Genomic DNA, 22,765 nt, shown 5'->3' with positions numbered 1-22,765 from the left:
TTAGCACATACTCCCAAAAGTTCATTTATGAAATGATGCATTAAGGACAAAAATCAATGTTTAATGCAACACAATTAAAGAACTACATAAAATGTACCATGCAATAATTGAGAGTATGCTCATTGATGGCAAAAGCTACAATTACATTCAGAATATGCTTGGCTGTTCCCGACATACCATTTCAAATGGTTAGTAAAAAAAGTAGGCGCAATTGATAACAGTAAAGAGAATCAGAAAAGAGTATGTTGAAAATTGACGGTTGTTTCTCCTCCCAATAGCACTATCTAGATGTATTCTATATTGCGCCAGAGTAATAATTATTTTATGATTCATTAATTAGCTTATGTAACTTTCATAGTATAATATACATTATAACATGTTATGCCACATATAAGAAGAACCTATAAAAATTAACACTATGGATAATAAAACTTATAGACTTGATGAAGCAAATGAATTATTAGAGGAACAATTCATAAAAATTATAAAAGATAATAATATAGAATTGCAGAATAAAGATGAAGCGATGAGTCTATTCAAGGAAGACAGCTTTGACATTTATTTTGAGAATGCAAAAAATAAATGTTCTACAAATATAACAAAAGACGAAAATGGGAAAATTCATGTAAAAAGAGTTGCAAATCGATTGGTAAGAAAATACAACTGGGTTATACATGATGATGACTTAAAGTTTATAGATAAAAGTCTTTCTCTTCTACCATTTGTCTCTATGATTTTTATTCAGCAATGGGCAATCCCTACACAAATCATAGGTGTCTCAATATTACTGATAAATTTCTTTTTAAATGCGAAGAAAAAGGGAGCAATATTAGGAGATGATGAATTCTTAACATTATTAATACTAAGATTATTAGAAAAGAATCAAAAACTTAAAAAAGTATCTGACGAGAAAATACTCGAAAATATAAATAAGAAAATTTCTGAAGAATCTAAAAAAAGCAATAAAAATATTCAGGAGATAAAGCAGTGGTCTTCTAAAGAATTAATCGAAAAATTAAAGAAACTCCAAAAGGTAAAGCACAAAGATGGTAAAATCACATCTTTTGTAGATACAGATAATAAAGGGTTTTGGTGGAGTGTTGATGTATAAAATTAAATACGACGGCACAACATTTTGTGCAATTAATTGCAGAATGGCACATATTGAGGTTTGTTTCTCGCTAAAACTTCATCATTGGTTGATAGGAAATTGCCATGCAATCTGCCACTACTCAATCAATTTGACTTTAGCAAAAATATTCCATGAATGTTGGTTTAACAAAAATAACTAATACCAATTTAAAATATTGGTTTTAATAAGAGGACTTCTGGTTTTGAGAATAACATTAATCAGTTACAGGTTTAAACATCTCTTCAAAATGCAATAGGATTAGAGAACTTACAAATAGCGCAAGATAAGGACCTATAAATATTCAATTTATAGGTCTTTAAGAAGAATCAAGATTCTTAATTCAATTCTTGAGTACATATGTTAAAAATGAAAGACTCTGTTATGTGAGTAAAATAAGGATTTTCTTGGGATCCGTCAGTTGTCTTATTTAAAACAGAAACAATAATTGATATTTTACCATTAGAAACTGTTGCATTTTTTGATGTAATAGTATTGGTCATAATTGAGCCAGAACCAGAAGCTGTGACAGTAAAATTTGAAACAGTATTGTTACTGTAATCCAACGCAATAGTTAAATATCCTTGGTAAGTAAATCTTAAATACCCAGACGTACAATCACCAGCCTTATCAATTGAGGTAAAATTTCCTGATCCTGTGCTGCCTCCGCCTTGGTCTCCTGGAACATATTTCCCAGTCTGCTGTGAGAAAGCCGAAATACTAATAAAAAAAACAAATACTAATCCTAATAATTTTTTCATTTTATTTGATTTAATTAAAATAATAATGTATTATGCATTCCAATTTAATAAATATATTTAATATATCATATTAATATTTAAGCATTTAAGAGAAAAAGCTGATTTTTTACTTAAAAATACCGTAAACCGGTTTAGCCAGAACGAGGCTTTTTACCAACAGAGACTACCTATTTATCCGTCTAAACGGTTAATTAGCTGGCAAAATAGTATCCTTAATGTGGTGCAATTCCCTGTATAGGCTGATTTTATTACCAACATTAATTTATGGCGAATGAAAATTCACTTCTCTTAGCTTATTAATTTTGCTTATCACGTTATTGAGGTAATGATCTCATTAAAATATTCCGAATTAAAAAAGTTGGCAGGTTTGACAGTATGAATCTTAAATGAAAACTTGTAGCTTTACTTGGTATTATGTATTACTGTATAAGGGTCGTTTCAACAATTAACTTAATCAAAGATTAGAAAAGATATTCTTTTGTACGTTTTCAAGTATAAATAGGTCTGGAAACGCACAAAGATCTACAATTATAGAAGCCATACACATAATCGTACCGTTTCCCAAAACGGTACCTTCAACCTAAAAAAAAGCACCAGTATGAATAAACTCGCAAAAAAGGAAATAAAAGACATTGTAATTCCAGCTGATAAGCTTGAGTATTTACAAAAGGAATTAACCAATGTTCGCGAAGATTTCATTGATAATAAATACGTTCAAGAAGCGATTACTGTACTTGCAGCAGGGGGATTAAGAAGTACAATTGGATCTTATTGGAATGCTGTTGTTGATGATTTGAGACAAAAAGTTATACATCGCAGTATTGACCTTTTTAATAAGGAAATTAACCCTAAAAGAGAAATTAAGACATATGAAGATTTTCAAAACTATGTAACTGACTATGATTTAATTGATGGTGCTTATAAAATTGGCGTTCTGAGTTGGGAAGCTCATAAGCTTTTGCATCAGGCTCGCGAAACGAGAAATATATTTGATGGTCATCCAGATAGTTCAGACCCGACTTTATTTAAAGTATTTAATCTAATAGCAGATTGTAATCGCTATATATTATCTCAAGATTATCCTTTAACTATTATTGATGTAAATCAATATATTCTGACAATGGACTCAGACTCCTACAACAAGCATGAGATTGCTGTTGAACAGGCTTTTACAGATTTGCCTCTAATCTATAAAAATGAAATGACAAATCGGTTATTCACTCTTTATATAGGAGACAATGCTTCAACTAGATTAAAAAGTAATATTGAATATAGTTACCCGATATTATGGAAAGTAATACCGAAAGAGATAAGACAACAAATCGGGAAAAGATATGATAAATTATTAGTTGAAGGCAATAGTGATATTATCTCTGAAGCTAACAACTTACTCACATTGGTTGAGGGACTTAGATACGTGTCTAAGGCTAGTAGAAATATCCTCTTTGATCCAGTAATTCGAGAGCTGGAAGAAAACCTAGATAACTGGAGCGAAGAAGGTCGAATAGTACAGAAATTACAACGATTAGGTTCAACAATTCCACCTGAATTAATTGACAGATTTGTAGCTGCTATAACACTATCATATGTTGGATACAGAGGAGGCAGTAATCAATACTCACGTACAGCATTTTATTCAAATGCCGCGGCTCCTAGGATTTCAGAGATGTTTGAGAAATTCGATAATTCTTCTGCTGATTCATTTATTGAAACAATAAAAACAAACAAAACATTAAAAAGTAGAATACGGACATCTGCTCAATTAAATCGTTTAAGAACACTCGGTGATATTTTACTGAACAAGCCTGAAATCAGAAAAGATACTATTGAATATTTGGAACTACTAGTTGACGTGGATAAAACAAAAAAATTTTATAAAACATTGGGGTAAAATAAAAACATCAGATAATAAGTACTCAGATCTCCCATAGCGCAATCCATTAGTAACCATTAAAAACCTAAAGATATGTTCAAAGATGCTTATGAAATAGCAAAAAAATACACTTTCCCTTTGGTAGTAACATTAAGATTTTTTGATAAAACAATTGAAGGAGGACTTGGAAGTTTTATAATATTAAATGATGATGGATGGCTAATGACTGCGGCTCATAACCTAGGAGCTTCCTTTGCTTTTAATCAACATCAAAATGAAATTAAAGAATACCAAGAAAAAATTCAAAAAATTAATAATAAGCAAATAAAAGAGGGACAAAAAAAAGCTTTGATTCGAGCCATTAAACCAAATAAAAAATGGGTGACTGATTTTTCAATTCTTTTAAGCGGAAAGTCGATACAAATTGAAGAATATTATATTTATGGCAAACACGACTTAGCTTTTTTTAGGGTTGATAAATCTGCAATTAATGACCAAAAAGTATTTCCAAAAATTATCAACCCTAAAAATATTAAATCTGGAACAAGCTTATGCAAGCTTGGTTTTCCATTTGTTGAATTTAGTCCAACTTTTAATGATGCAACTGGTCAATTTGAATTACCCCAAAATTTATTACCTCTTCCACTTTTCCCAATAGAAGGACTTTACACTAGAAATCTGCTTACGAATGAAGTTGAAGGAGAAATAAATGTGCAATATTTGGAAACATCATCTCCCGGACTAAAAGGACAAAGTGGTGGTCCCATTTTTGACAAACATGGAAATATATATGCTGTACAATCGAAGAATGTGACCTTACCTTTAGGATTCACAGGCAGTGTCAAAGTCAAGGGGAAAACCATAGAGGAAAATCAGTTTTTAAATGTCGGGATTGGCGTTCATGCAGAAACAATAAAGTTTTTCTTAGACAAACACAATATTAAATATGAATTAACGGACTGATAATTTACATTGCCAACAATGCATCTTATTTAATATAGTACATTGTTGTAACACCATTAATTCATTTTTTACCTGCCTTAACTCCCTTCCAGAAATACATCAATTATGAAATTAACTGAACTTAAATTAAAAAATTTTAGATGCTACAAGGATGAAATCAATTTTAAGATTAATGATTTGACTTGTATTATCGGTAAGAATGACATTGGTAAATCTACTATTCTTGAAGCATTAGACTGTTTTTTTAATGAAAACATAGACAAAGGAGACTTAACTGCTGGCTATGGAAACGATACGATTGAAATTACTTGCGTTTTTGAAGAATTACCTAAAACAATAGTCTTAGATTCATCCATTGAGACTAGTCCCATTGAAGAAAAGATACTGAATTCTAAGGGACAACTTGAAATTAAAAAGGAATTTAAAATTGCTAAGTCAATTGGAAAATCAACATATCTAATTGCAAAACACCCCACACATGTAAAGCTAATTAATATTCTTAGTTTAAAGAATTCTCATTTAAAAGTATTAGCAGAGGAAGTAGATGCAGATTTGACTGGTGTAGCAAAAACTAAGAATCCATCACTTCGTAGAGCAATAAGAGCTGCTGTCAAATCTGAAGAGGCAGAAATAGCTATAAAAGTTGATGGAAGTCTGGATAGTGAAAATAACTTAAAAGCATTGTGGATCAAACTGAAAAGTTTTCTGCCAATTTATTCTATATTCAAAGTTGATAAAAATATCGATGACAAAGACAAAGATGTCCAAGACCCAATGAAGCAGGCTGTTAGAGAATCATTAGCGATTCCTGAAATTAAAGAACTACTAGAACGAATTGAGGTTGAAGTTAGAAATAAATCATCCGAAGTGGCAGAAAGAACATTAGAAAAGCTTAGAGATATTGATGAGAGTCTAGCCGAGAAGATGAAATCTGATTTTAGTAAAATACCTGCTTGGGATAAAGTATTTGATTTAACGCTCCTTAATGAAGATAATATCCCTTTAAACAAAAGAGGAAGCGGAGTTAAAAGATTAGTGCTATTAAGTTTCTTTCAAGCTCAAGCAGAAAAGAAAAAAATGGAGGATAATTCTCCTGCAATAATCTATGCAATTGAAGAACCAGAAACTTCCCAGCATCCAAATCATCAGAAAATTCTTATAAACTCACTTATTGAACTTAGTGCACAAGATAATATTCAAGTTCTATTTACAACTCACAGTTCCAACTTGGTTAAAGAAATACCTATTGAATCTTTAAACTATATTCACAAAACTAATGAAGGAATTAATATCGAATATGGCTTATCTGATGACAATTCAATAAATGAAGCTACTCTTGATAAGATTATAAATACTTTAGGAGTGCTACCAAACCCAAAGGATAGTGTTAGAACATTATTATTTGTTGAGGGAAATCACGATATAAATGCTTTGAAAATATATAGTGAAATCTTACATGCAAATAATCCCGAAATTCTTAATCTAAATAACAATGATAGCATAGGGATCGTCATTTCTGGTGGTTCGAGCTTAAAGTTTTACATTGATAATAAGTATCTGGACGGCCTAGGTAAACCAGAAGTACATATCTATGATAATGATATCGAAGATTATAGAGAATATGTAAGAAAAATAAATGAAGAAGGAAATCAAAGTAAAAAAGCATTCAATACCACGAAACTTGAACTTGAAAATTATTTATCCAAAGAGGCTATAGAAGAAGCTTATGCCGAGAATGGAACAATAATTTCACTACCTGAAATAGAAGATGAAATGGATGTCCCAAAAACAGTTGCAAGGACTTTATATGAAACATCAGCCGAGAAAATATGGGATGAATTAGAGGAGTCCAAACAGAAAAGAAAGGAATCTCATGTGAAAAAATTACTAAACTCGAAGGCAGTTCGTAAGATGACAATTGAAAGATTAGAACAACGTAATGGATTGGATGATATGAAATTGTGGTTAGAAACAATTAAGAACTTAAATTAGTAATGACAGACCGACAAGTTCTAAAGCTAACTATCGATTCTGTTGTAAAATTAAGGCTTGCAGACTTCACAAAAAATAACCATGAAAATTGATCGAGGAATAGGCATAATTGGATTAATAATTTCGATAATAGGTGTAACTACAATCGAAAAGATGAATCTAAGTTGGGGTATTCTTGGAATAGGAATAATTCTAATTCTTTATTTCATTTATATTGAATTGAGACCATCTATTGTCAATAAATATTTTAGCTACATCTACGACTTTTCTGAAAATAAAAAAGGTTTAGTCAAAGGAAAAAAAATTACAGTTTTCAAAATCAATAAACCCAATATCACCCAACTAATTGCATCCGGATTAACATCTACTGGGGATTATAAAAATTTCAAAACTAACATTGGCCGAATTACTGTACAAACAGATGATGGTGGAGCAAAGAAAATAATTTGTGACCTCGACAAGCCTCTTCGAAAAGGGAAAGAAATTTCTTGGGTACTTACCTATGGTTTAATTAATTCATTTAATGAAGGAGAAGAAGAGGTTGGAGTTCCTTGCTTAACTCAAGGAAAGATGGGTTCTATTCATTTAATCTTTTCTAAACAAAGAATACCAATAAGCATAAAAGGTGTTTCATCAAAAAATGGCGTTGATAAAAAAAATACAGGATTTGAATTTAACAAAGATTCTCCTGAAATATTCTGGCAATTTAAAATAAAATTTGGATTGATACACGTAATAAGATGGAGATGGTAGCAAAAAGGTACAGATTACAATTTCCGTATTCTAATTTAATTCTAAAATAATGGCAAATTATACTTTCGAAGATTTACTGTCACCATTGGATTTTGAATATCTAATTAAAGATCTACTATCTAGAGATTTAGGTGTCGAACTGACAGCTTTTGCAGAAGGAAAGGATAAAGGGGTAGACTTAAGGTACTCTGAAGACGATAAAAACAATATTGTAGTTCAGTGCAAAAGAGTAAAGTCAATCTCAAAATCGATGATTGAAAAAGAATGTGATAATGTAAGAAAACTGAATCCTGAGAAATATTATTTTGCGACTTCAAATGAGCCTAGTGTAGCAAAATTTGATTTTATAAAAACGAACTTCCAAGATTGGATGACAAGTGATAACAATATTTATACAAAAAGCCGTCTAAATAAATTATTAGATATATATCCTGAGATACATCAAAGTAATTATAAACTATGGATAAATAGCTCTGAGATGTTTAGTGCTATAATCAATAAGCCTTTATTTGAAAGAGCAAAATCATTAATAAATGATTTAAAACGTGATTATAAATTCTATGTTAAAAATGAGAGTCTACAACAAGCAATAAAAATTTTAAATAAAAATCAATTCATAATAATAAGTGGCATTCCTGGTATTGGTAAAACAACATTAGCAAAATTAATTTTATGGGAATATCTCCAAAAAGAGTACGAAGTAGTTGAGATTAGAAGAATTATTGAAGGAGAACAATTACTAGAAGAAGATTCAAATAAAAAACAAGTTTTTTATTTTGATGATTTTCTTGGGGAGAATTTTTTAAAATATGATGCAATAGAAGGGCGTTCTTCAGATTTAATTCAATTAATTAATCGCATTATGAAAAACAAACATAAAGCATTGATTATGACAACTCGAGAATATATTCTTAAACAAGCGAAAGAAAAATATGAAAAATTAGATTCCAATGAACTGGACATTTACAAATATACACTTGACTTGACCAATTATGGTAAGAGAATTCGTGCTTTAATATTATATAATCATCTGTATTACTCAGGTTTATCAATAGATTATATAAAAGTTTTAATTGATAGCAAGGCTTATAAAAAGATAATTAACCATGAGAATTATAGCCCTCGGATTGTTGAGCAAATGACACTTAAACTAAATAATGTATCTGTAGAAAAATATCCAGATGAGTTTATTAACAACCTGAATAATCCTCTAGGAATTTGGAAAAGAGCATTTAATAGTCAAATTTCAGATGGGGCAAAGTATACTCTCCATATTCTTTTATCTGTAGGCGAACCAGTATTACTTACTGAGTTTCAAGAAATAATAATAAGCTTTCATAATACAAATACTCGAAAGTATAATCTTGAGTTTCGACCATTAGATATCAAAAATTACCTCCGTGAATTAGAAGACAGTTTTATTAAATTAAATATCTCAACAAAAGGCAATCATTATTTAACTTTTCAAAACCCATCCATTAAGGACTTCATGTTAGGCTTGGTAAAAGATAACAAAGAGTTAATAATAATGATACTAGACTCTTTACTCTTTTTTAATCAACTATCATATACTTTAAACTATTTAGTGGATAAATTAGCAACTGATAGAGAAGTTATATTTATTTCCAATTCAATTATTCAAACTAAACTTGATACTATTCCGACCAATACATGGCTATTATCAGGAGAAGAATACCATATAACGACATCTTTAATGACTAAGGTTAAGGAACTTAAATCATTTGTGAAAAATTCAGAAAATAAGGAATGTCTTAAAAGCCTTATAGAAAAGTATAAACAAGTCGATATTTCAAAGCTTTATAGCCTTGATGAAAAAGAATATATAAAATTCACAGAGGAATTTAAAAAAATTATTAAGCCAGATACTGCATTAATTTTTTCTAAAATTGTTAGCAATATTAGTTGGTTTGAGAACGTAAGCAATTTTCTTTCTCTAAGAAATATCGATTCTGGTAAGTATGATGAGTTGTTAGAAATTAACAAAGAATCGATAAAGGCAAAAATTGAATCTGCTATTAAAAAAGACATTGAAATAACCAGAAATATACATGCAGTAGATAATTTGAGTAAAAAGCTTTCCTCTGCTGAGGAAAACTTACATTCCAAATTAAGTCTAGATATTTCTTACTTTGACAATGAATTAAAAGCGAAACGAAAACAATTTGAAAATGAAATAAAGCAGGACGTGACTGAAGATTTAAAAATAAATAATATTGAACTTGACTTAATTGAAGATGATTTTAACGAAGATGAATATTTTAAGATTGACTTATTTCGATAAACTTAATACTATTAGAAAAATTACGTTTAATGAAATTATTCAATCACATCATTATGACCGAAGACATTAATAAGTTTATCCGGATTATTCACCAGAAGAATGGAAAAATAAAAATACAATATGATTTTGAAAATCAAGTCAACATATATAAATGGCTCCGAGAGTTTGGATATCGCAAATCTAAATTAGATAATAGAGTTATTTACTATCGAGAACATGATGGTGAAGTCAAACAAACCAATTTTTTAAAAATTAAAACTGCATTTAGTGACTTTCTTCAGAATGGGAACTACAAGAACCTACCAGAAAATATCAATCAAAATGATATCCTTGAATGGTATTATTTAAAAAACCCAATTAAAGAAAATTCATTATTAAAACATATTCTAGAAGATGAGCTTTCGAACACAGAAATACATTCACTTCGCATGCAAACTAATCATTCATACGAACACAGATTTCAAATAAACGAATTCATAAAAAAGTTATTGGATTGGGGGTTTAAAAAAACTATCGATAAAATTTCTAGTTACAGTTCTGATCCATCACCTCTTTATTACAAACAAATTAGTAAAGAAGAATACCTTATTTTTAATCATTTTGCATCAGAGGCAAAATGCGAAGATGGTTTCGACTGTTGGATTGGAATATACCAAAATGAAAAACTGATTGGCAAAAAGAATCCATCAAATATTGAAAGTGTTCAATTAGATTTTGAAATTACTAGGGACATCACTTTAATTGAAAAATTTTTGAATTAGCCTAAACTGTAAACTTGTCTCAATAAGTTAGATATTCATAATCAATTAGATTAAATCGGCAACAAAACCGGCAACACATTAAAACAACAAAGCCCCAACTCATTGAGAATTGGGGCTTTATAAATTTACTTTGAGGTCTCTGGCGGACTCTAAAATACTTAATTTAATCATTTCCTAAAACATTGATATCATCACGAAATAGCACACAAACATTAATAAACACAGTAAATACAACACATGAACACATAAAGGGTAAATAAAGGTAAATTAATACCAATAAAGAAATTCCGTCAGGTATTCCGTCAGGTTTTAAATTATCCTTATCTTTAGTGCAAACAAAAACTTTGCACTATGGCCAATGTCCGTTTCGTATTAGAATATCCCATGAAGGATATGGAGACCAAAATATTATTGATTTCCCGATTTCATAATACCAGACTGGTTTATTACTTACCCGTTAAGATCCATCCCGAATTTTGGGATAAGGCGAGACAAAGGATAAAGAATAAAGCTGGTGCAAAAGATAAACTTTCAATAAACACTTTACTGAACGATCTTGAAAATAAAGTAGTCGCTTTTATTGACAACAGCATTGTTGCTGGATTGCCATTATCGAAGATTAGCCTAAAAAAATTCCTTGATGAATTCTTTGCTCCTGTCAACGAAAAAGAAAAAAGCTTTTTTGGTTTTATCGACAAGCTTATTACAAGCTATGAGGGGAAGATAAATCCGAGTACTGGAAGACCAATTACCAAAGGAACAATCAAGAGTTTAAAAGGAACAAAGGCAGTTTTAGAACTGTTTGAAACTGCAAAATATCACCTTTCATTTGAAGTCATTACCCTAGACTTTTATTATGATTTTATTGCATGGTGCAACACTAAAAACTATGCCACTAACAATACGGGTAAACACCTGAAAAATTTAAAAATGTTTATGGGTGAAGCTGTTGAACAGGAATTCACCAATAACATGGCTTTTAGAAGTAAACGCTTTGTAGTCCTTAAAGAGGAGGTAGATAACATCTACCTAACAATTAACGAACTAAAGAAAATGTACAATCTTGATTTGTCCACAAAACCCCAACATGAGAGAGCTAGGGATTTATTTTTGATTGGTGCTTTTACTGGCTTACGGGTTTCCGACTTCAACGATTTAAAACCTGAAAATATTATTAAACGGATTGATGGCTACAGATTAAGAGTTGACACAAAGAAAACTGGACAAAAAGTAATTATTCCTTTGCATCCCATTGTAGTTGAAATTTTAGAAAAGAACGGAGGAAAACCTCCAAAAAACATGCCTGACCAAACGATTAACTATAAAATTAAAGACGTAGGAGAACTTGCAGAGCTTGATGATATAGAAAGCACTAGCAAATCAAAAGGTGGCTTAAAAGTGAGTAAACACTTACCCAAATACATGCTTATTAAAACACACACAGCAAGACGTAGTTTTTGTACTAATGCTTATTTAGCTGGTGTTCCCGTTATTGATATAATGGCAATTAGTACTCACACTACAGAGAGCTCATTTATGAGATACATAAAAGTAACAAAGGAGCAACAAGCCGATAGAATGGCACAACACCCGTTTTTTACGGATAAGGCAATATAAGATTGTAATATCAATGAAATGGAATATGTCAGTCTTCAATAGGTTCCAAATGCAGTTATAAGAAATTAGAAATATCCAAAATCAAATTTTTTTTTCAAAAATAAGGTATATTACTATCGAACTCACAACTTGAATTAAACCAAAACTTAATAAGGTAACAATGAATAGAATTAAAGAAACACCTTCCAAACGCATATTCGCAATATGTGATTATTCAGGTATAGAGAACGCATACGTCAATGGAGATAGTAAAACTATTTACAAATGGTGGACAGGACAGATCTATGAAATTCTATCTATTGGTCAGAAAGGGCAATATACATTTATCAACGACAAGGGATTAAAGGCAACTCTAAATGAATATTTTTTTAATGAAGTAGCAACGTTAGCAGAATACGAAAAAAAAAAGAACTTAAGAAATGATAAAATTGAGAAAGTAGTGGTTTCAGGGCTGGGAACTTTATTTGGAATAAAAAGATAAAACATTACGTCAATAGATACATAAAGAACACAAAGCTTAATGATGGAACTATAATAAAGGGTGTCTTAAGGGGTTTCAATCTCGTTCTTATCTAGTTTCTACCCCGATCACTTCCGCTTCTAAACCGATTACTTAATCGATCTGATCAAACCTTTTTAAGCTAAAAAATGAATCCCCGTAAGATAAAACTTACGAGAATTTAGGTTGTAGTCCCAACATAATTCACGACAAGAAATGCAATGCGTAATGAGTAATCTCTTGCGGGGTTTTGTATAGTAAGCTCTTATAGCTAAGGATTAATTATATTGTTGCGTGAAATAATCCATTAATTGTTGAGATGAAGCTTCAACAACATTATATTCAGAAGATATATTTCCAAATTGCGAACTCGCCATAATATGTCTACCTCTAATCTCTCTATTGAAATGATAGAATTCCTCTCTAGTATCTGAAGGAATATTTAAGTCGGTCAACCACCCCTCTAAATAATCATTCCTGTTTTGTATAGTTACAGCAGGCCACGACTCCCAGTTAATGAGCTGATAATCATACGTCTCCAGTAAAGCCATTACGAAAACTCCGCAGTTCATCTGACATTCAGGAGTTGTTTGAATAATGTATTTTCCTGTTGCAATTTCAAATACACCACCATTATAAACTATGCTTTTTAAATCAAGCACGAGTGTATTATCTTCATTTTCATTTATTAATTCAACCGTGGCCAATAAAGAATCAATAAGCAGTTCAGGAAAATCTGATAGCCAAGAGTATTTATAGATATCAAATTTAGCTAAATTAAGATTAGCTATTTCAATATCATTAGTATTTTTGAAATGGACTACATTTTGAAAATCATCCCAATTGCAAAAAACACCAACATGCACACTGTTCCGAGGAGGAGGAACGTATAATGCAGCTATGCCAATACCTCTCTGATCAGATCTAAGTATTTCATCACGATCTTTAACGTATTCCATATTAGGATTGCAATCTTATTTTTAAGCTTTCTTCTATTGAAGAAAGCGCTTTTCTATCCACCCCTTCAACTTTATTACAAATAATCAATGAACTTTTTTGTAATGACGGGTGAAAGTGATGAATAGCTTCATCGTTAAGATATCTATTTAAAAGTTCTATTTGGCTTGAGCGAATCCAACCATGCAAAAATTGAAGTAAAAATTTATTTTTATAACGCATTTTATCCTCAAATTTATACAGACGGCTATATAAATAAGCTAACTCATACGGTTGTCCAATATTAATTGAACTCGTCTCGTAAACATTTATTGTTATAGTTGTTGCTGAATTCATGTTATTTTATATCAGTTTCAAATATAGTTTTCAAAAACTTTAATAAATCTTGAGCAGTCTGTCTATTCATATAAACACCAAATTCTATTTCTCGTACTACCCCTGTTTTTGAGTTTGGATTTACCTCTATAGGTTGTTCACTTAAACTTCCATTCTCATTTACTTTATGAGTCACCGATGTAGGAATACAATTTCGTGTTGAGTAAAAAGATATGTTTATATGATTTGTAGGAGTTACACCTCCATAGGCTCCATCAGCATTAATAGTTCTATACTGTGGGTTTTTTTCATAATGAAATTCAATTTTATCAAGAATTTTCTTTTTGTTTTCCACTTCAATATATTTTACAAATTTATAGTATGGTTGGCGAATATAGGTAAAAAAAATTATTTATTGTGTTAAATATCTGATAATAGATATCATTCCTTAATTTAATAAGAAATCATTTAAATACAACAATACTTTCATTAAAAAATTATCATATCAGCCTAATAAAGGTAAAATTAGTTTTGAATTTACTGATAATATTAAAAATTATTAAGAATAATTTTTTGTAATTTATTGGTCTCCCCCTTTGGGAAAATAAACACAAAGCCATTATACCCATTATTAAAGTAATAAAAATTTGAATTTAAAATCTCATTATCCAAAGTATTTAAAAGAATAGAGCCTTCATCGCCAAATTTAAAATATTTAGCAAAATCCCACTTGTATCAGAACTTTTCTAAAATCGATACCTGTATCATTCGTGAATTCAAAATTTTATAACCGTGTGTAGGAAAAATATCAAGAGTTTTGCTTTACCTTAAAATGTCATGAGATATTTTCTCGATATCCCCCTTTGACATTTCATCAATCATGAACTTTTATTCTTGGATTTAATATACTTTAAATAATCCAGAACTTCTTTTCGCTCCTCTGTTGACATACCTTCTGAAGAAGATGCAATATCGCTAATGAAATCCTCATGATCACTCGATTCTGATTCTAGTTTTGGTTTTGGTTCTATTATTCCTGCATTCGCCAATAACTCATTTAATGGGATTTTATATAATGAAGACAACTTGTAGAGAATATTTGCTGATGGACTTTTAATTTTATCATTTTCCAGTTGACTTAAATAAGCATTAGAGATTTTTGTAGATTCTTCGACCTGTCGTAATGTTAACCCCATGGTCTTTCTTCCATTTCTCAGAGTGTTTCCTAATGTTTCCATAACCATTTTTTTTGACAAATATAATACATTCTGCTTGATATACCGAACAAAAATCTAAATATATTCTTGACATAGTTATCTTTTGCTTGTTATATTTAGATTTTTATGTATCTTTGTGTAAACGAATATAAATTTAAACGAAATTGACAAATGACATAAAAATCTAAAATAAAAAAAAGCCCAATCGAAATTGAACTTTTTATAAATACAGATCTCTCCGTATAGTTTTACTTGCACTTCAAATATACAATGTTTTCTGTAATCTACAAATGAGCAAATTCGATTGTTCAAATTACCACTCTAAGCTCACAGGTAATTATTTAGCGCTTTTTTTCCTCAATAAATCTATTCAGTTTAAGACTGAGGAAACTGAATGAGCATATTGTTTAACGTCAAAAATATATAAGATGGCGACAAATGGAAAAAGTGGCGACAACCGTAGACACGGTGCCGTGAAAGATAGATCACAGGTTCTAAATCCTAAAACTGACAAATGGGTCAAGCGAAATACGGACACAGGTCGTTTTATGGATGGTAAATCTGATGACAAACCTTTCAAAGGTGTTAGAAAAGAAAATATTAATAATCAAAATTTGAAGAAATCATGAATAGTTATTATACAATTATAGTTGGTAAAGATGATCAGTTTTACTTTAATCTGAAAGCTGGAAATCACGAGATAATTTTACAAAGCGAAGGTTATCAAAATAAAGCAGGAGCAATAAAAGGTATTGAATCTGTTCAAGTTAATTCACAAAATAGAAAGAACTTTGAAATTCGAAATTCAAAGAAAGATCAGCCATATTTCGTACTTAAAGCTTCTAATGGTGAAATTATTGGTAAAAGTGAAATGTACAGCTCTTCTAGTTCGATGGAAAATGGAATCGATTCAGTTATGGAGAATGGAAAGACCAAAAAAGTACACGACCTAACTGATGATGATGAAATGAAACATGAACGATCTATTATTGTTAATGGTCGTGAAAAGATTTGGTGTAAAAAATTCATTTCCTTCAATGAATTAGTAAAACTTGCATTTGAAAGTTTTAATGATAATCCTAATACGTGTTACACAGTAACATATAGCAGAGGACACGGCTCTAAACCAGAGGGATCCATGGTTAAAGGTGAAGAAGTAAAAGTTAAATCTAAAATGATATTCAATGTCTCAGCAACTGATAAATCTTAATCCGGATTTAAAACAATTACGTGACGAAGGATATCAAATAGAAATTTATGGTGGGCATTTATTAGCCCACCATATACCTTACGTCACTAACAATAGAGAAGTTAAACATGGCATTTTAGTGTGCGATTTAACTCTAAGTGGTAAACAAACCGTGAAACCTCAGAATCATGTTATGATGTTTTCAGGAGAGCACCCTTGCGACAAAGATGGCAAAGTGATAACGGGTATTCAGCACGGAAGTATCAACCAAAGACTTGGGAATGAAGTTGTACTGAACTTCTCATTTTCAAATAAACCTCCTGCTGGCTATCCCAATTATTATGAAAAAGTAAAGCGATATGCAGATATAATCTCAGCTCCAGCGAAATCCTTAAACAAGGATGTGACAGAAAAACCTTTTCTTCCGATTGAAATAGAAAATGAAGAATCAGTTTTTAACTATCACGACACAAATTCAAGTCGGGCGAATATTGACCACATCAACAATAAGATTGCGAATCAATGCATTGCGATAGTTGGATTAGGCGGTACAGGTTCGTATATTCTAGATCTTGTTGCAAAGAGTTGTGTTAGAGAGATTCATATTTTTGATGGAGATGTCATGTTAAATCACAATGCTTTTCGATCACCTGGTGCGATTAGTATTACTGAGTTAGTAAAAAAACCTTCCAAAGTCGGTTATTACGATAGTGTTTATTCAAAATTAAGACGAAATATTATTCCTCATGATTACTATTTGAGTATGTCAAATATAGACTTACTGCTAGGCATGGATTATGTATTTCTCTGCATAGATGATAATCAAGTTAGAACTTCTTGCATTGAGTTTCTGTGTGAAAATGGGATTTCTTTTATTGATGTTGGATTAGGTGTTAATGCTTTAGACGATTGTCTAATTGGATCAATACGAGTAACCTGTGGAACAAAGGACAAAAAAGATCATTTGGATCAACGAATTCCAAAATCCACAAATACTGAGAACGATTACTCAACAAATATTCAAATTGTAGAGTTGAATGCGCTCAATGCAACTCAAGCCGTCATTAAATGGAAAAAAATGTCAGGCTTCTATCAAGACCTAGAACAGGAACATAATTCGATCTATTCAATAAACGTATCACAATTGCTTAATGAAGACAAGACTGAAGCATAAGTTTGTAGATTACATACCTGATGAAATAAAATCAGATACGATTTACATTTCTCTTCAATATTCTACCGCCGTACACAAATGTGTGTGCGGTTGTGGAAATGAAGTCGTAACACCATTGTCCCCAACAGATTGGAGTGTGAAGTTTAATGGAGAAACTGTAACATTTGATCCATCGATAGGAAACTGGAATTTTAAATGTCAATCACATTACTGGATAGAAGAGAGTAAGGTTATTACATGTCGAAAATGGAACAATTATGAAATTGAAGGAGGAAGAAAAAATGATAACAAATTGAAAAATAAATTCTTCAAAAAGAAGAAAAAGAGCCACTGGTTAAATTCTTTTGCTTCAAAATTCATTCATCGGATTAGTTCAATGTATAATTCAAATTCACTAGAATGAATAAATTTTAATTAGATCATAAACATCATCATCCCTCTTTAAGCTTTATAAAAGTAACTCTACAATACTGAAGGCTTATTAAACGGCTAATTAGCCGTCTAGGAGGATAAATCAGGTATTTAAAGTAGTCTCTATTGGTAATACGCTTGTTCACCTTTAAAACAGGGGATTTACAGATAATCATACCCGACTATAAGCTCCTTATAAGACGGCTAATAAACGGCTAGACGGATAAATAGGTAGTCTCTGTTAGTAAAAAGGCTATTATGCCCTTAAAACAGGGGTTTCATAGATAATTACACCCGACTTTAAGCTACTTATAAGACGGCTAATAAACGTTTAGACGGATAAATAGGTAGTCTCTGTTGGTAAAAAGGCTTGTGTGTCCTTAAAACAGGGATTTTCCAGATAATCATACCCGACTGTAAACTACTTGTAAGACGGGTAATAGACGGCTAGGCGGATAAAAAAAGCTCACGACATAATGATAATCACAATTCTAAAAATTGTTATTGAAAGCTATATAGTAGCCACAACAAGACTGTAAACTTTGAATTTATAATATACGGCAATTATTTATGAGCGCGTGTATGGCACGTTTCTTATGATCTTAGAGTTTAAACAAGTTCCATGTTTACCAACTTGACCTATACTTATATTATTAACTACACCCATACTAATAGGTTCCTGATTAATTGGGAAATTTTCGTAATAATTTTCAAAGTATGCTAAAGTAAGATGTGGTTTATTTTCAACACCTCCATATTTGCTCGGTTTTATCTCCCCTTTAATTATTTGGAAAACTTCTTTTTTCAAGCAAAGGAATTTTTCAATTCTATCAGGATACATGAATAAATAATCTCTATCCTCCGAGGCAAATACACTTCTAGAAAGTTTAAAAGAAAAGGAACTAAAATTTGCCTTGGATAATAATTCAATTATTTGCTTGTATTCTGTTTCAGACTTAATCTCCCCCATTATAAGTGTAATGTGTGGTATCATCATAGCATTGGCAGCAAAATTAATTGCACTATGATTATTCTTAACTAATTCTTTATTAAGTGCTATTATTTCTTCTTTTAACTTCCCAGTTAAAGCAAAGTGAATATTGAATTTGTATGGAAAAATCATTTTACAACTCATTTTTTAATTTCTTACCTACCCATTCCAATTCTGTTACTCCTTTTGTTGGTGGGTTTCTCCTTGTATAATACTCATCACTAAGTTTATAAATACCTTTGTCTCTAATAACCTCAATTATTGACGTTCCGAAAAAATCATCCTTTTCATTTTCTTTCTTTAAGCTTTTAGTACGACACTGCCAGTTTAAGAAAAAATAGAATTTTGCACTTAATTCATCTGTTGCAAATTTAGCTGTAATTGAATGCCCTTTTGAATTCTTGGAATAAGTATAAACAACTATACTTGTGAAAGTTTGCTTGATTTCTATGACAAATGTGTGAGGATTATTTTCATCGATTCTGTCAACAAACCCTTCAAAACGTCCATTCAAATTAGGTATTTCTGTTAACCATCCCCAAAACCTAAAAAAATCATATTTCCAACCAATTTTATCAAAAAACACCCAGTATAATCCAACAATACTCATAATTAAACCCGCCTTGAGTGGCATTTTTTCGGATTCAATTTTCAGAAAATATTCACCGACAAAGTAGAGAATAACAACTAAAATAACTGATACTGTTGTGATCTTTTTAAGATTAGGACTAATTACTTTCATTATGTTCTAAATTTAAAAGTGATTTATATGCTTTTAAGTATTTTCTTAATCTAATAATTGCATCATTATCAATTTCTGCGAGTCTCTTAACATCTAAATTATCACTTAGGTCGTTGATTTTCACATTTGTTGCCAATCTATTTTTACTAATACGTATTATATAGTTGTAGTAATCTTCATCATCATTCTTAGTTAAACAAGTTATAGCCTTAATTATTTCTTTTGGAAAACCAAACGCTTCAAGTTTTTCAATTGTCCATTCTGTATCTTCGATTAAATCATGAAGTATTGCACAGATTTTTTCATTATTGCTTTTACACATATTCATTACCCTAAACAAATGTGCAATATATGGTTCTCCACTCTTGTCGATTTGATGTTTATGAGCTTCTAAAGCAATTCCTATGGCTTTTTCTAAAAAATAGTTTTCCATTCTTTGCTAGTTAATGTGCCATAACTTCTAAATAAAGACTCTGCACTATATATCGTTTATATTTTTAAAAAAGTGTATTTATTCTACCCATATAGGGCGGTAATTCAAACATATTATGATGATAATCTTAAACATCATCTATAAAACGACATTAATATTCATACTAAAGTATTAAATTTAAACTAAAATTCATACTGTAAAACATTCAATTTGACTTAATTTAGATAGATTCCACTTTATATGAGATACTTATATCAATAATGAGGTAAGTAAAATCTTGAGCTAAGAGAGGTTTTTTTATTTGGCATATATTATGAGATAGTTAGAAAAACAAGCCATACAGAGAATATTACAATATTGATGAATGTTAGCTAGATGACTAATAAACGGCTAGACGGATAAATATGTAGTTTCCATTGGTAAAAAGGCTTTTGTACCCTTAAAACAGGGGTTTTCCAGATAATCATGCCCGACCATAAGCTCCTTATAAGACGGCTAATAAACAGCTAGACGGATAAATGAGTAATCACTATTGGTGATAAGGCTCTTATATAATTAAAACAGGGGCTTTCCAGATAATCATACCCGACTGTAAGCTACTTGTAAGACGGGTAATAGACGGCTAGGCGGATAAAGAGCCAATCAATATTATCGGCTCAGGTCTCAATTGCCCGAAGTCTAAAATATCAGTTGGCTCGATTACAAATACTGACTAAAATAGTCAGGTAATTAAACATCTTCGCTTTCCTCAGATTGCATCAAGTAGGCTTGTAAGGTGTTGAATATTTCCAATTGCTCTTCATGTGGTTTTGCAAACAGAACATAGAGCATTTGAACCAGATAGCCTTGTGAATCGGGTTGCATTCTTCGAATGGCATCAATAATCTGTTTTTCCTGAACATTGAATTGATCTTCTACACCACCCAACGCATCAGGTTTACTTGGAATTAAATTGTTGGCAAAAGCCCCTAATACGGATTGAATCGCGGGCATTTGGCTAATTGCCTGAACCGTATCCTTGGTTGTGCTTGTACTGGCCTCCGCAATATCCTTAGTGTGTTTATCCCTTAGATCACTTAATTTATCGGTTAGCTTTTCAATTGTAAATTCATGCTTTAGATTTGTGTCCTCCAAAGTTCTGATCTTATCCCCGTACTCAGTTCTTAAGCTTAGGATTGTATTAAAATGTTCCCTTTCTACGGTTCTTAATTCTGCCGAAGCGTTTTGGTTCATTTGCTGATTTTCCCTGCTATCTATGTCGATGAGCGGATAAGTGCCATCCAGTTCATCTAGATGTTTTTCAGTGGTTCTAATTTTATATGCCTTATTTCTACAGGCAGTGGAACAATAACGACTGTCAGATCGCTTTCCTCTTATTGGTTCATTGCATACTTCACATTTCATTTTCTGATTTTTTAAGTTGTTGATTCTTTTTAAATTTTTACAATTTGTTATCGGGTTTACTGTGTTTGAAAATCTTTGCTTGTTAGTCACCAAACCGGTTTTCTCGTGGGCATCTTTTGTTGGGGTATCCTTGCTCAATTTCCCACGGAGTTCTCCATTCGATATTATCATGAATGTATTTCATTTTCGAAAAGCAGTGATCTGTTTTTGATGTATTCCAAAAAGGCAGGGTTAAGTTTTTTCATTCTTCGACCAAGAGTTGAAATGGAAATATCTAATTTCATGGCAAGCTCTTTTCTGTTCATTGTTTTGTATTCCATTTTTTAATTTTTGCAGTTCGCTTATTTCTGAATTCTGTTTTTTTCGTGTTTGTATTCTTTTTAGAGTGTACCCTGTCAGGCTCATACTAAAAGCATCTTTTTTGCCTTGATTTGCTGTATTCATTGCGACACCCTTAAATGAATACTATATTTCAAGCTCTACGAACTTTTTTACCCGCTGAACTGTGGAAACCGATTTCTTGACCAATTTTGAGATATTTCGAATTGACTTCCCATCGTTTAAAAGTTCAATGATGTCGGAATGTTGCTCTCTGTATTTTTCATCACTCATTTTTCCTTTTCCGGCATGTTGCAGATAAATGCCTTTTGCTTTTGCAACTGCTATTCCTTGTCTCTGGGCTTCTCTGTTACTCATGTAATCCATTTCAGCCAGCGAAGCCATAATACCTGTCATTAAAGTGAAAAAGAAATTGTCTTTTCCGTCAGTTTTACTGATCAGATTGTGCCTGACAATCTCAATGGTGCAATCTTGTTTTAAAAGAGTGTTGATCGTTTCAAGAATATCAAAGGTGTTTCTGCCAAGCCTGTTTACATCTTCAACAACAACGTAATTGATCACCTTGTTTTTGGCATCCGCAAGAAGCTTAGAGCCTTGTTTTCTTTCGGCAAAGGGGATTCGTCCGCTTATCTTCTCAATGTAGGCTTTGCCCTGTATGATTTCTTCCTGTCTGCCTGTGTTCTGTCCTTCGGTTGAAACACGTACGTAGGTTGCTTTTTTTTCAGTGCTCATAGTGTAGGCCATTTTTGCATTCCTGAAATTTGCTCATGAATGTATTTTACTTCGTTTTCAAGCAATACGTAACGTCCTTTGATCTGCTCTTTAAATTGTGGGTCTAAATCTTTCATTCTTCGCCAAAGAGTTGATCCGGAAATTTCCAATTCCATTGCAAGCTCTTTTCTGTTCATTGTTTTATATTCCATCTATACTTATCTATTTATTA

25 protein-coding genes are annotated in these 22,765 nt (G+C 31.3%); 13 read left to right on the top strand and 12 right to left on the bottom strand.

Features of this window, described 5'->3' with window-relative positions; all coding sequences use genetic code 11:
• The first annotated feature begins 418 nt into the window (after positions 1–418).
• Positions 419–1,111, top strand: a complete 693-nt coding sequence (locus ACY0M5_RS04010; RefSeq protein ID WP_124994580.1) for a hypothetical protein — start codon at positions 419–421, stop codon at positions 1,109–1,111.
• Between the two features lie 356 nt (positions 1,112–1,467).
• Here ACY0M5_RS04010 and ACY0M5_RS04005 read toward each other — a convergent pair whose 3' ends face one another.
• Positions 1,468–1,890 (bottom strand): hypothetical protein, encoded by a 423-nt coding sequence (locus ACY0M5_RS04005; RefSeq protein WP_124994581.1) that lies wholly within the window; start codon positions 1,888–1,890, stop codon positions 1,468–1,470.
• A gap of 598 nt (positions 1,891–2,488) precedes the next feature.
• On the opposite strand from ACY0M5_RS04005, the gene ACY0M5_RS04000 reads away from it, so the two are divergent.
• The 8 genes from ACY0M5_RS04000 (at position 2,489) to ACY0M5_RS03965 (ending at position 12,632) form a co-directional block, all read left to right on the top strand.
• Positions 2,489–3,781 (top strand): hypothetical protein, encoded by a 1,293-nt coding sequence (locus tag ACY0M5_RS04000; RefSeq protein WP_461630876.1) that lies wholly within the window; start codon positions 2,489–2,491, stop codon positions 3,779–3,781.
• A gap of 75 nt (positions 3,782–3,856) precedes the next feature.
• Positions 3,857–4,726, top strand: a complete 870-nt coding sequence (locus tag ACY0M5_RS03995) for a trypsin-like peptidase domain-containing protein (RefSeq protein WP_461630875.1) — start codon at positions 3,857–3,859, stop codon at positions 4,724–4,726.
• 105 nt (positions 4,727–4,831) lie between these two features.
• Complete coding sequence (locus ACY0M5_RS03990; protein ID WP_461630874.1) at positions 4,832–6,718, top strand: ATP-binding protein; 1,887 nt, start codon at positions 4,832–4,834, stop codon at positions 6,716–6,718.
• A gap of 81 nt (positions 6,719–6,799) precedes the next feature.
• Positions 6,800–7,471: a hypothetical protein gene (locus ACY0M5_RS03985; protein WP_461630873.1), complete on the top strand. Its 672-nt coding sequence runs from the start codon at positions 6,800–6,802 to the stop codon at positions 7,469–7,471.
• Positions 7,472–7,520: 49 nt separating this feature from the next.
• Complete coding sequence (locus ACY0M5_RS03980) at positions 7,521–9,773, top strand: nSTAND3 domain-containing NTPase (protein WP_461630872.1); 2,253 nt, start codon at positions 7,521–7,523, stop codon at positions 9,771–9,773.
• Positions 9,774–9,802: 29 nt separating this feature from the next.
• Positions 9,803–10,534, top strand: coding sequence for a hypothetical protein (locus tag ACY0M5_RS03975; protein ID WP_461630871.1), 732 nt, complete (start codon positions 9,803–9,805; stop codon positions 10,532–10,534).
• Between the two features lie 351 nt (positions 10,535–10,885).
• The gene (locus tag ACY0M5_RS03970; RefSeq protein WP_461630870.1) at positions 10,886–12,151 is read left to right on the top strand and encodes a tyrosine-type recombinase/integrase; all 1,266 of its coding nucleotides are present in this window, start codon (positions 10,886–10,888) and stop codon (positions 12,149–12,151) included.
• A gap of 160 nt (positions 12,152–12,311) precedes the next feature.
• On the top strand, positions 12,312–12,632 hold the full coding sequence (locus ACY0M5_RS03965) for a hypothetical protein (RefSeq protein ID WP_461630869.1): 321 nt from the start codon (positions 12,312–12,314) through the stop codon (positions 12,630–12,632).
• 296 nt (positions 12,633–12,928) lie between these two features.
• Here the strand turns inward: ACY0M5_RS03965 and ACY0M5_RS03960 are convergent, their stop codons facing one another.
• From ACY0M5_RS03960 to ACY0M5_RS03945, 4 genes are all read right to left on the bottom strand, one after another.
• The gene (locus tag ACY0M5_RS03960) at positions 12,929–13,609 is read right to left on the bottom strand and encodes a hypothetical protein (protein ID WP_461630868.1); all 681 of its coding nucleotides are present in this window, start codon (positions 13,607–13,609) and stop codon (positions 12,929–12,931) included.
• Between the two features lies 1 nt (position 13,610).
• Positions 13,611–13,943, bottom strand: a complete 333-nt coding sequence (locus ACY0M5_RS03955) for a hypothetical protein (protein WP_461630867.1) — start codon at positions 13,941–13,943, stop codon at positions 13,611–13,613.
• 1 nt (position 13,944) lies between these two features.
• The gene (locus ACY0M5_RS03950; protein ID WP_461630866.1) at positions 13,945–14,277 is read right to left on the bottom strand and encodes a hypothetical protein; all 333 of its coding nucleotides are present in this window, start codon (positions 14,275–14,277) and stop codon (positions 13,945–13,947) included.
• Between the two features lie 523 nt (positions 14,278–14,800).
• On the bottom strand, positions 14,801–15,160 hold the full coding sequence (locus tag ACY0M5_RS03945) for a helix-turn-helix domain-containing protein (RefSeq protein ID WP_461630865.1): 360 nt from the start codon (positions 15,158–15,160) through the stop codon (positions 14,801–14,803).
• A 407-nt stretch (positions 15,161–15,567) separates the two neighbouring features.
• Here ACY0M5_RS03945 and ACY0M5_RS03940 point away from each other — a divergent pair, with 407 nt between their 5' ends.
• Genes ACY0M5_RS03940 through ACY0M5_RS03925 form a run of 4 tightly spaced genes read left to right on the top strand, consistent with a single transcriptional unit; the run spans position 15,568 to position 17,905 of the window.
• Entirely contained in the window at positions 15,568–15,768 is a 201-nt protein-coding gene (locus ACY0M5_RS03940) for a hypothetical protein (RefSeq protein WP_461630864.1), read from the top strand.
• A complete protein-coding gene (locus ACY0M5_RS03935) occupies positions 15,765–16,349 on the top strand; it encodes a multiubiquitin domain-containing protein (RefSeq protein ID WP_461630863.1) in 585 nt (194 codons plus the stop codon). Before ACY0M5_RS03940 ends, ACY0M5_RS03935 begins: the two co-directional genes overlap by 4 nt.
• Positions 16,324–17,502, top strand: a complete 1,179-nt coding sequence (locus ACY0M5_RS03930) for a ThiF family adenylyltransferase (RefSeq protein ID WP_461630862.1) — start codon at positions 16,324–16,326, stop codon at positions 17,500–17,502. The genes ACY0M5_RS03935 and ACY0M5_RS03930 overlap by 26 nt, the downstream gene beginning before the upstream one ends.
• Positions 17,480–17,905, top strand: a complete 426-nt coding sequence (locus ACY0M5_RS03925) for a DUF6527 family protein (protein WP_461630861.1) — start codon at positions 17,480–17,482, stop codon at positions 17,903–17,905. The genes ACY0M5_RS03930 and ACY0M5_RS03925 overlap by 23 nt, the downstream gene beginning before the upstream one ends.
• A 576-nt stretch (positions 17,906–18,481) precedes the next feature.
• On the opposite strand, the gene ACY0M5_RS03920 is transcribed toward ACY0M5_RS03925, so the two are convergent.
• The 7 genes from ACY0M5_RS03920 to ACY0M5_RS03890 form a co-directional block, all read right to left on the bottom strand.
• On the bottom strand, positions 18,482–19,036 hold the full coding sequence (locus tag ACY0M5_RS03920) for a 2'-5' RNA ligase family protein (protein ID WP_461630860.1): 555 nt from the start codon (positions 19,034–19,036) through the stop codon (positions 18,482–18,484).
• Position 19,037: 1 nt separating this feature from the next.
• Positions 19,038–19,646, bottom strand: coding sequence for a Cap15 family cyclic dinucleotide receptor domain-containing protein (locus ACY0M5_RS03915; protein WP_461630859.1), 609 nt, complete (start codon positions 19,644–19,646; stop codon positions 19,038–19,040).
• Positions 19,633–20,079, bottom strand: coding sequence for a hypothetical protein (locus tag ACY0M5_RS03910; RefSeq protein ID WP_461630858.1), 447 nt, complete (start codon positions 20,077–20,079; stop codon positions 19,633–19,635). The genes ACY0M5_RS03915 and ACY0M5_RS03910 overlap by 14 nt, the downstream gene beginning before the upstream one ends.
• 729 nt (positions 20,080–20,808) lie before the next feature.
• Positions 20,809–21,483, bottom strand: a complete 675-nt coding sequence (locus ACY0M5_RS03905; protein ID WP_461630857.1) for a hypothetical protein — start codon at positions 21,481–21,483, stop codon at positions 20,809–20,811.
• 167 nt (positions 21,484–21,650) lie between these two features.
• The gene (locus ACY0M5_RS03900) at positions 21,651–21,803 is read right to left on the bottom strand and encodes a helix-turn-helix domain-containing protein (RefSeq protein ID WP_461630856.1); all 153 of its coding nucleotides are present in this window, start codon (positions 21,801–21,803) and stop codon (positions 21,651–21,653) included.
• A 145-nt stretch (positions 21,804–21,948) separates the two neighbouring features.
• Entirely contained in the window at positions 21,949–22,554 is a 606-nt protein-coding gene (locus tag ACY0M5_RS03895) for a recombinase family protein (protein ID WP_197092866.1), read from the bottom strand.
• Complete coding sequence (locus ACY0M5_RS03890; RefSeq protein ID WP_156197238.1) at positions 22,551–22,745, bottom strand: hypothetical protein; 195 nt, start codon at positions 22,743–22,745, stop codon at positions 22,551–22,553. The genes ACY0M5_RS03895 and ACY0M5_RS03890 overlap by 4 nt, the downstream gene beginning before the upstream one ends.
• Positions 22,746–22,765: the final 20 nt, after the last annotated feature.

Origin of the sequence: Labilibaculum euxinicum (assembly GCF_963678175.1) — a bacterium.
Classification (GTDB): domain Bacteria; phylum Bacteroidota; class Bacteroidia; order Bacteroidales; family Marinifilaceae; genus Labilibaculum; species Labilibaculum euxinus.
Note: the sequence above shows the minus strand (reverse complement) of the source record. Positions and strands in the feature narration are given on the sequence as shown.

Bases quoted from the DNA above. Each gene is read 5' to 3' on its own strand.
- ACY0M5_RS04010 (WP_124994580.1), top strand. From the start codon at position 419: ATGGATAATAAAACTTATAGACTTGATGAAGCAAATGAATTATTAGAG.
- ACY0M5_RS04005 (WP_124994581.1), bottom strand. From the start codon at position 1,890: ATGAAAAAATTATTAGGATTAGTATTTGTTTTTTTTATTAGTATTTCG.
- ACY0M5_RS04000 (WP_461630876.1), top strand. From the start codon at position 2,489: ATGAATAAACTCGCAAAAAAGGAAATAAAAGACATTGTAATTCCAGCT.
- ACY0M5_RS03995 (WP_461630875.1), top strand. From the start codon at position 3,857: ATGTTCAAAGATGCTTATGAAATAGCAAAAAAATACACTTTCCCTTTG.
- ACY0M5_RS03990 (WP_461630874.1), top strand. From the start codon at position 4,832: ATGAAATTAACTGAACTTAAATTAAAAAATTTTAGATGCTACAAGGAT.
- ACY0M5_RS03985 (WP_461630873.1), top strand. From the start codon at position 6,800: ATGAAAATTGATCGAGGAATAGGCATAATTGGATTAATAATTTCGATA.
- ACY0M5_RS03980 (WP_461630872.1), top strand. From the start codon at position 7,521: ATGGCAAATTATACTTTCGAAGATTTACTGTCACCATTGGATTTTGAA.
- ACY0M5_RS03975 (WP_461630871.1), top strand. From the start codon at position 9,803: ATGAAATTATTCAATCACATCATTATGACCGAAGACATTAATAAGTTT.
- ACY0M5_RS03970 (WP_461630870.1), top strand. From the start codon at position 10,886: ATGGCCAATGTCCGTTTCGTATTAGAATATCCCATGAAGGATATGGAG.
- ACY0M5_RS03965 (WP_461630869.1), top strand. From the start codon at position 12,312: ATGAATAGAATTAAAGAAACACCTTCCAAACGCATATTCGCAATATGT.
- ACY0M5_RS03960 (WP_461630868.1), bottom strand. From the start codon at position 13,609: ATGGAATACGTTAAAGATCGTGATGAAATACTTAGATCTGATCAGAGA.
- ACY0M5_RS03955 (WP_461630867.1), bottom strand. From the start codon at position 13,943: ATGAATTCAGCAACAACTATAACAATAAATGTTTACGAGACGAGTTCA.
- ACY0M5_RS03945 (WP_461630865.1), bottom strand. From the start codon at position 15,160: ATGGAAACATTAGGAAACACTCTGAGAAATGGAAGAAAGACCATGGGG.
- ACY0M5_RS03940 (WP_461630864.1), top strand. From the start codon at position 15,568: ATGGCGACAAATGGAAAAAGTGGCGACAACCGTAGACACGGTGCCGTG.
- ACY0M5_RS03935 (WP_461630863.1), top strand. From the start codon at position 15,765: ATGAATAGTTATTATACAATTATAGTTGGTAAAGATGATCAGTTTTAC.
- ACY0M5_RS03930 (WP_461630862.1), top strand. From the start codon at position 16,324: ATGTCTCAGCAACTGATAAATCTTAATCCGGATTTAAAACAATTACGT.
- ACY0M5_RS03925 (WP_461630861.1), top strand. From the start codon at position 17,480: ATGAAGACAAGACTGAAGCATAAGTTTGTAGATTACATACCTGATGAA.
- ACY0M5_RS03920 (WP_461630860.1), bottom strand. From the start codon at position 19,036: ATGATTTTTCCATACAAATTCAATATTCACTTTGCTTTAACTGGGAAG.
- ACY0M5_RS03915 (WP_461630859.1), bottom strand. From the start codon at position 19,646: ATGAAAGTAATTAGTCCTAATCTTAAAAAGATCACAACAGTATCAGTT.
- ACY0M5_RS03910 (WP_461630858.1), bottom strand. From the start codon at position 20,079: ATGGAAAACTATTTTTTAGAAAAAGCCATAGGAATTGCTTTAGAAGCT.
- ACY0M5_RS03905 (WP_461630857.1), bottom strand. From the start codon at position 21,483: ATGAAATGTGAAGTATGCAATGAACCAATAAGAGGAAAGCGATCTGAC.
- ACY0M5_RS03900 (WP_461630856.1), bottom strand. From the start codon at position 21,803: ATGGAATACAAAACAATGAACAGAAAAGAGCTTGCCATGAAATTAGAT.
- ACY0M5_RS03895 (WP_197092866.1), bottom strand. From the start codon at position 22,554: ATGAGCACTGAAAAAAAAGCAACCTACGTACGTGTTTCAACCGAAGGA.
- ACY0M5_RS03890 (WP_156197238.1), bottom strand. From the start codon at position 22,745: ATGGAATATAAAACAATGAACAGAAAAGAGCTTGCAATGGAATTGGAA.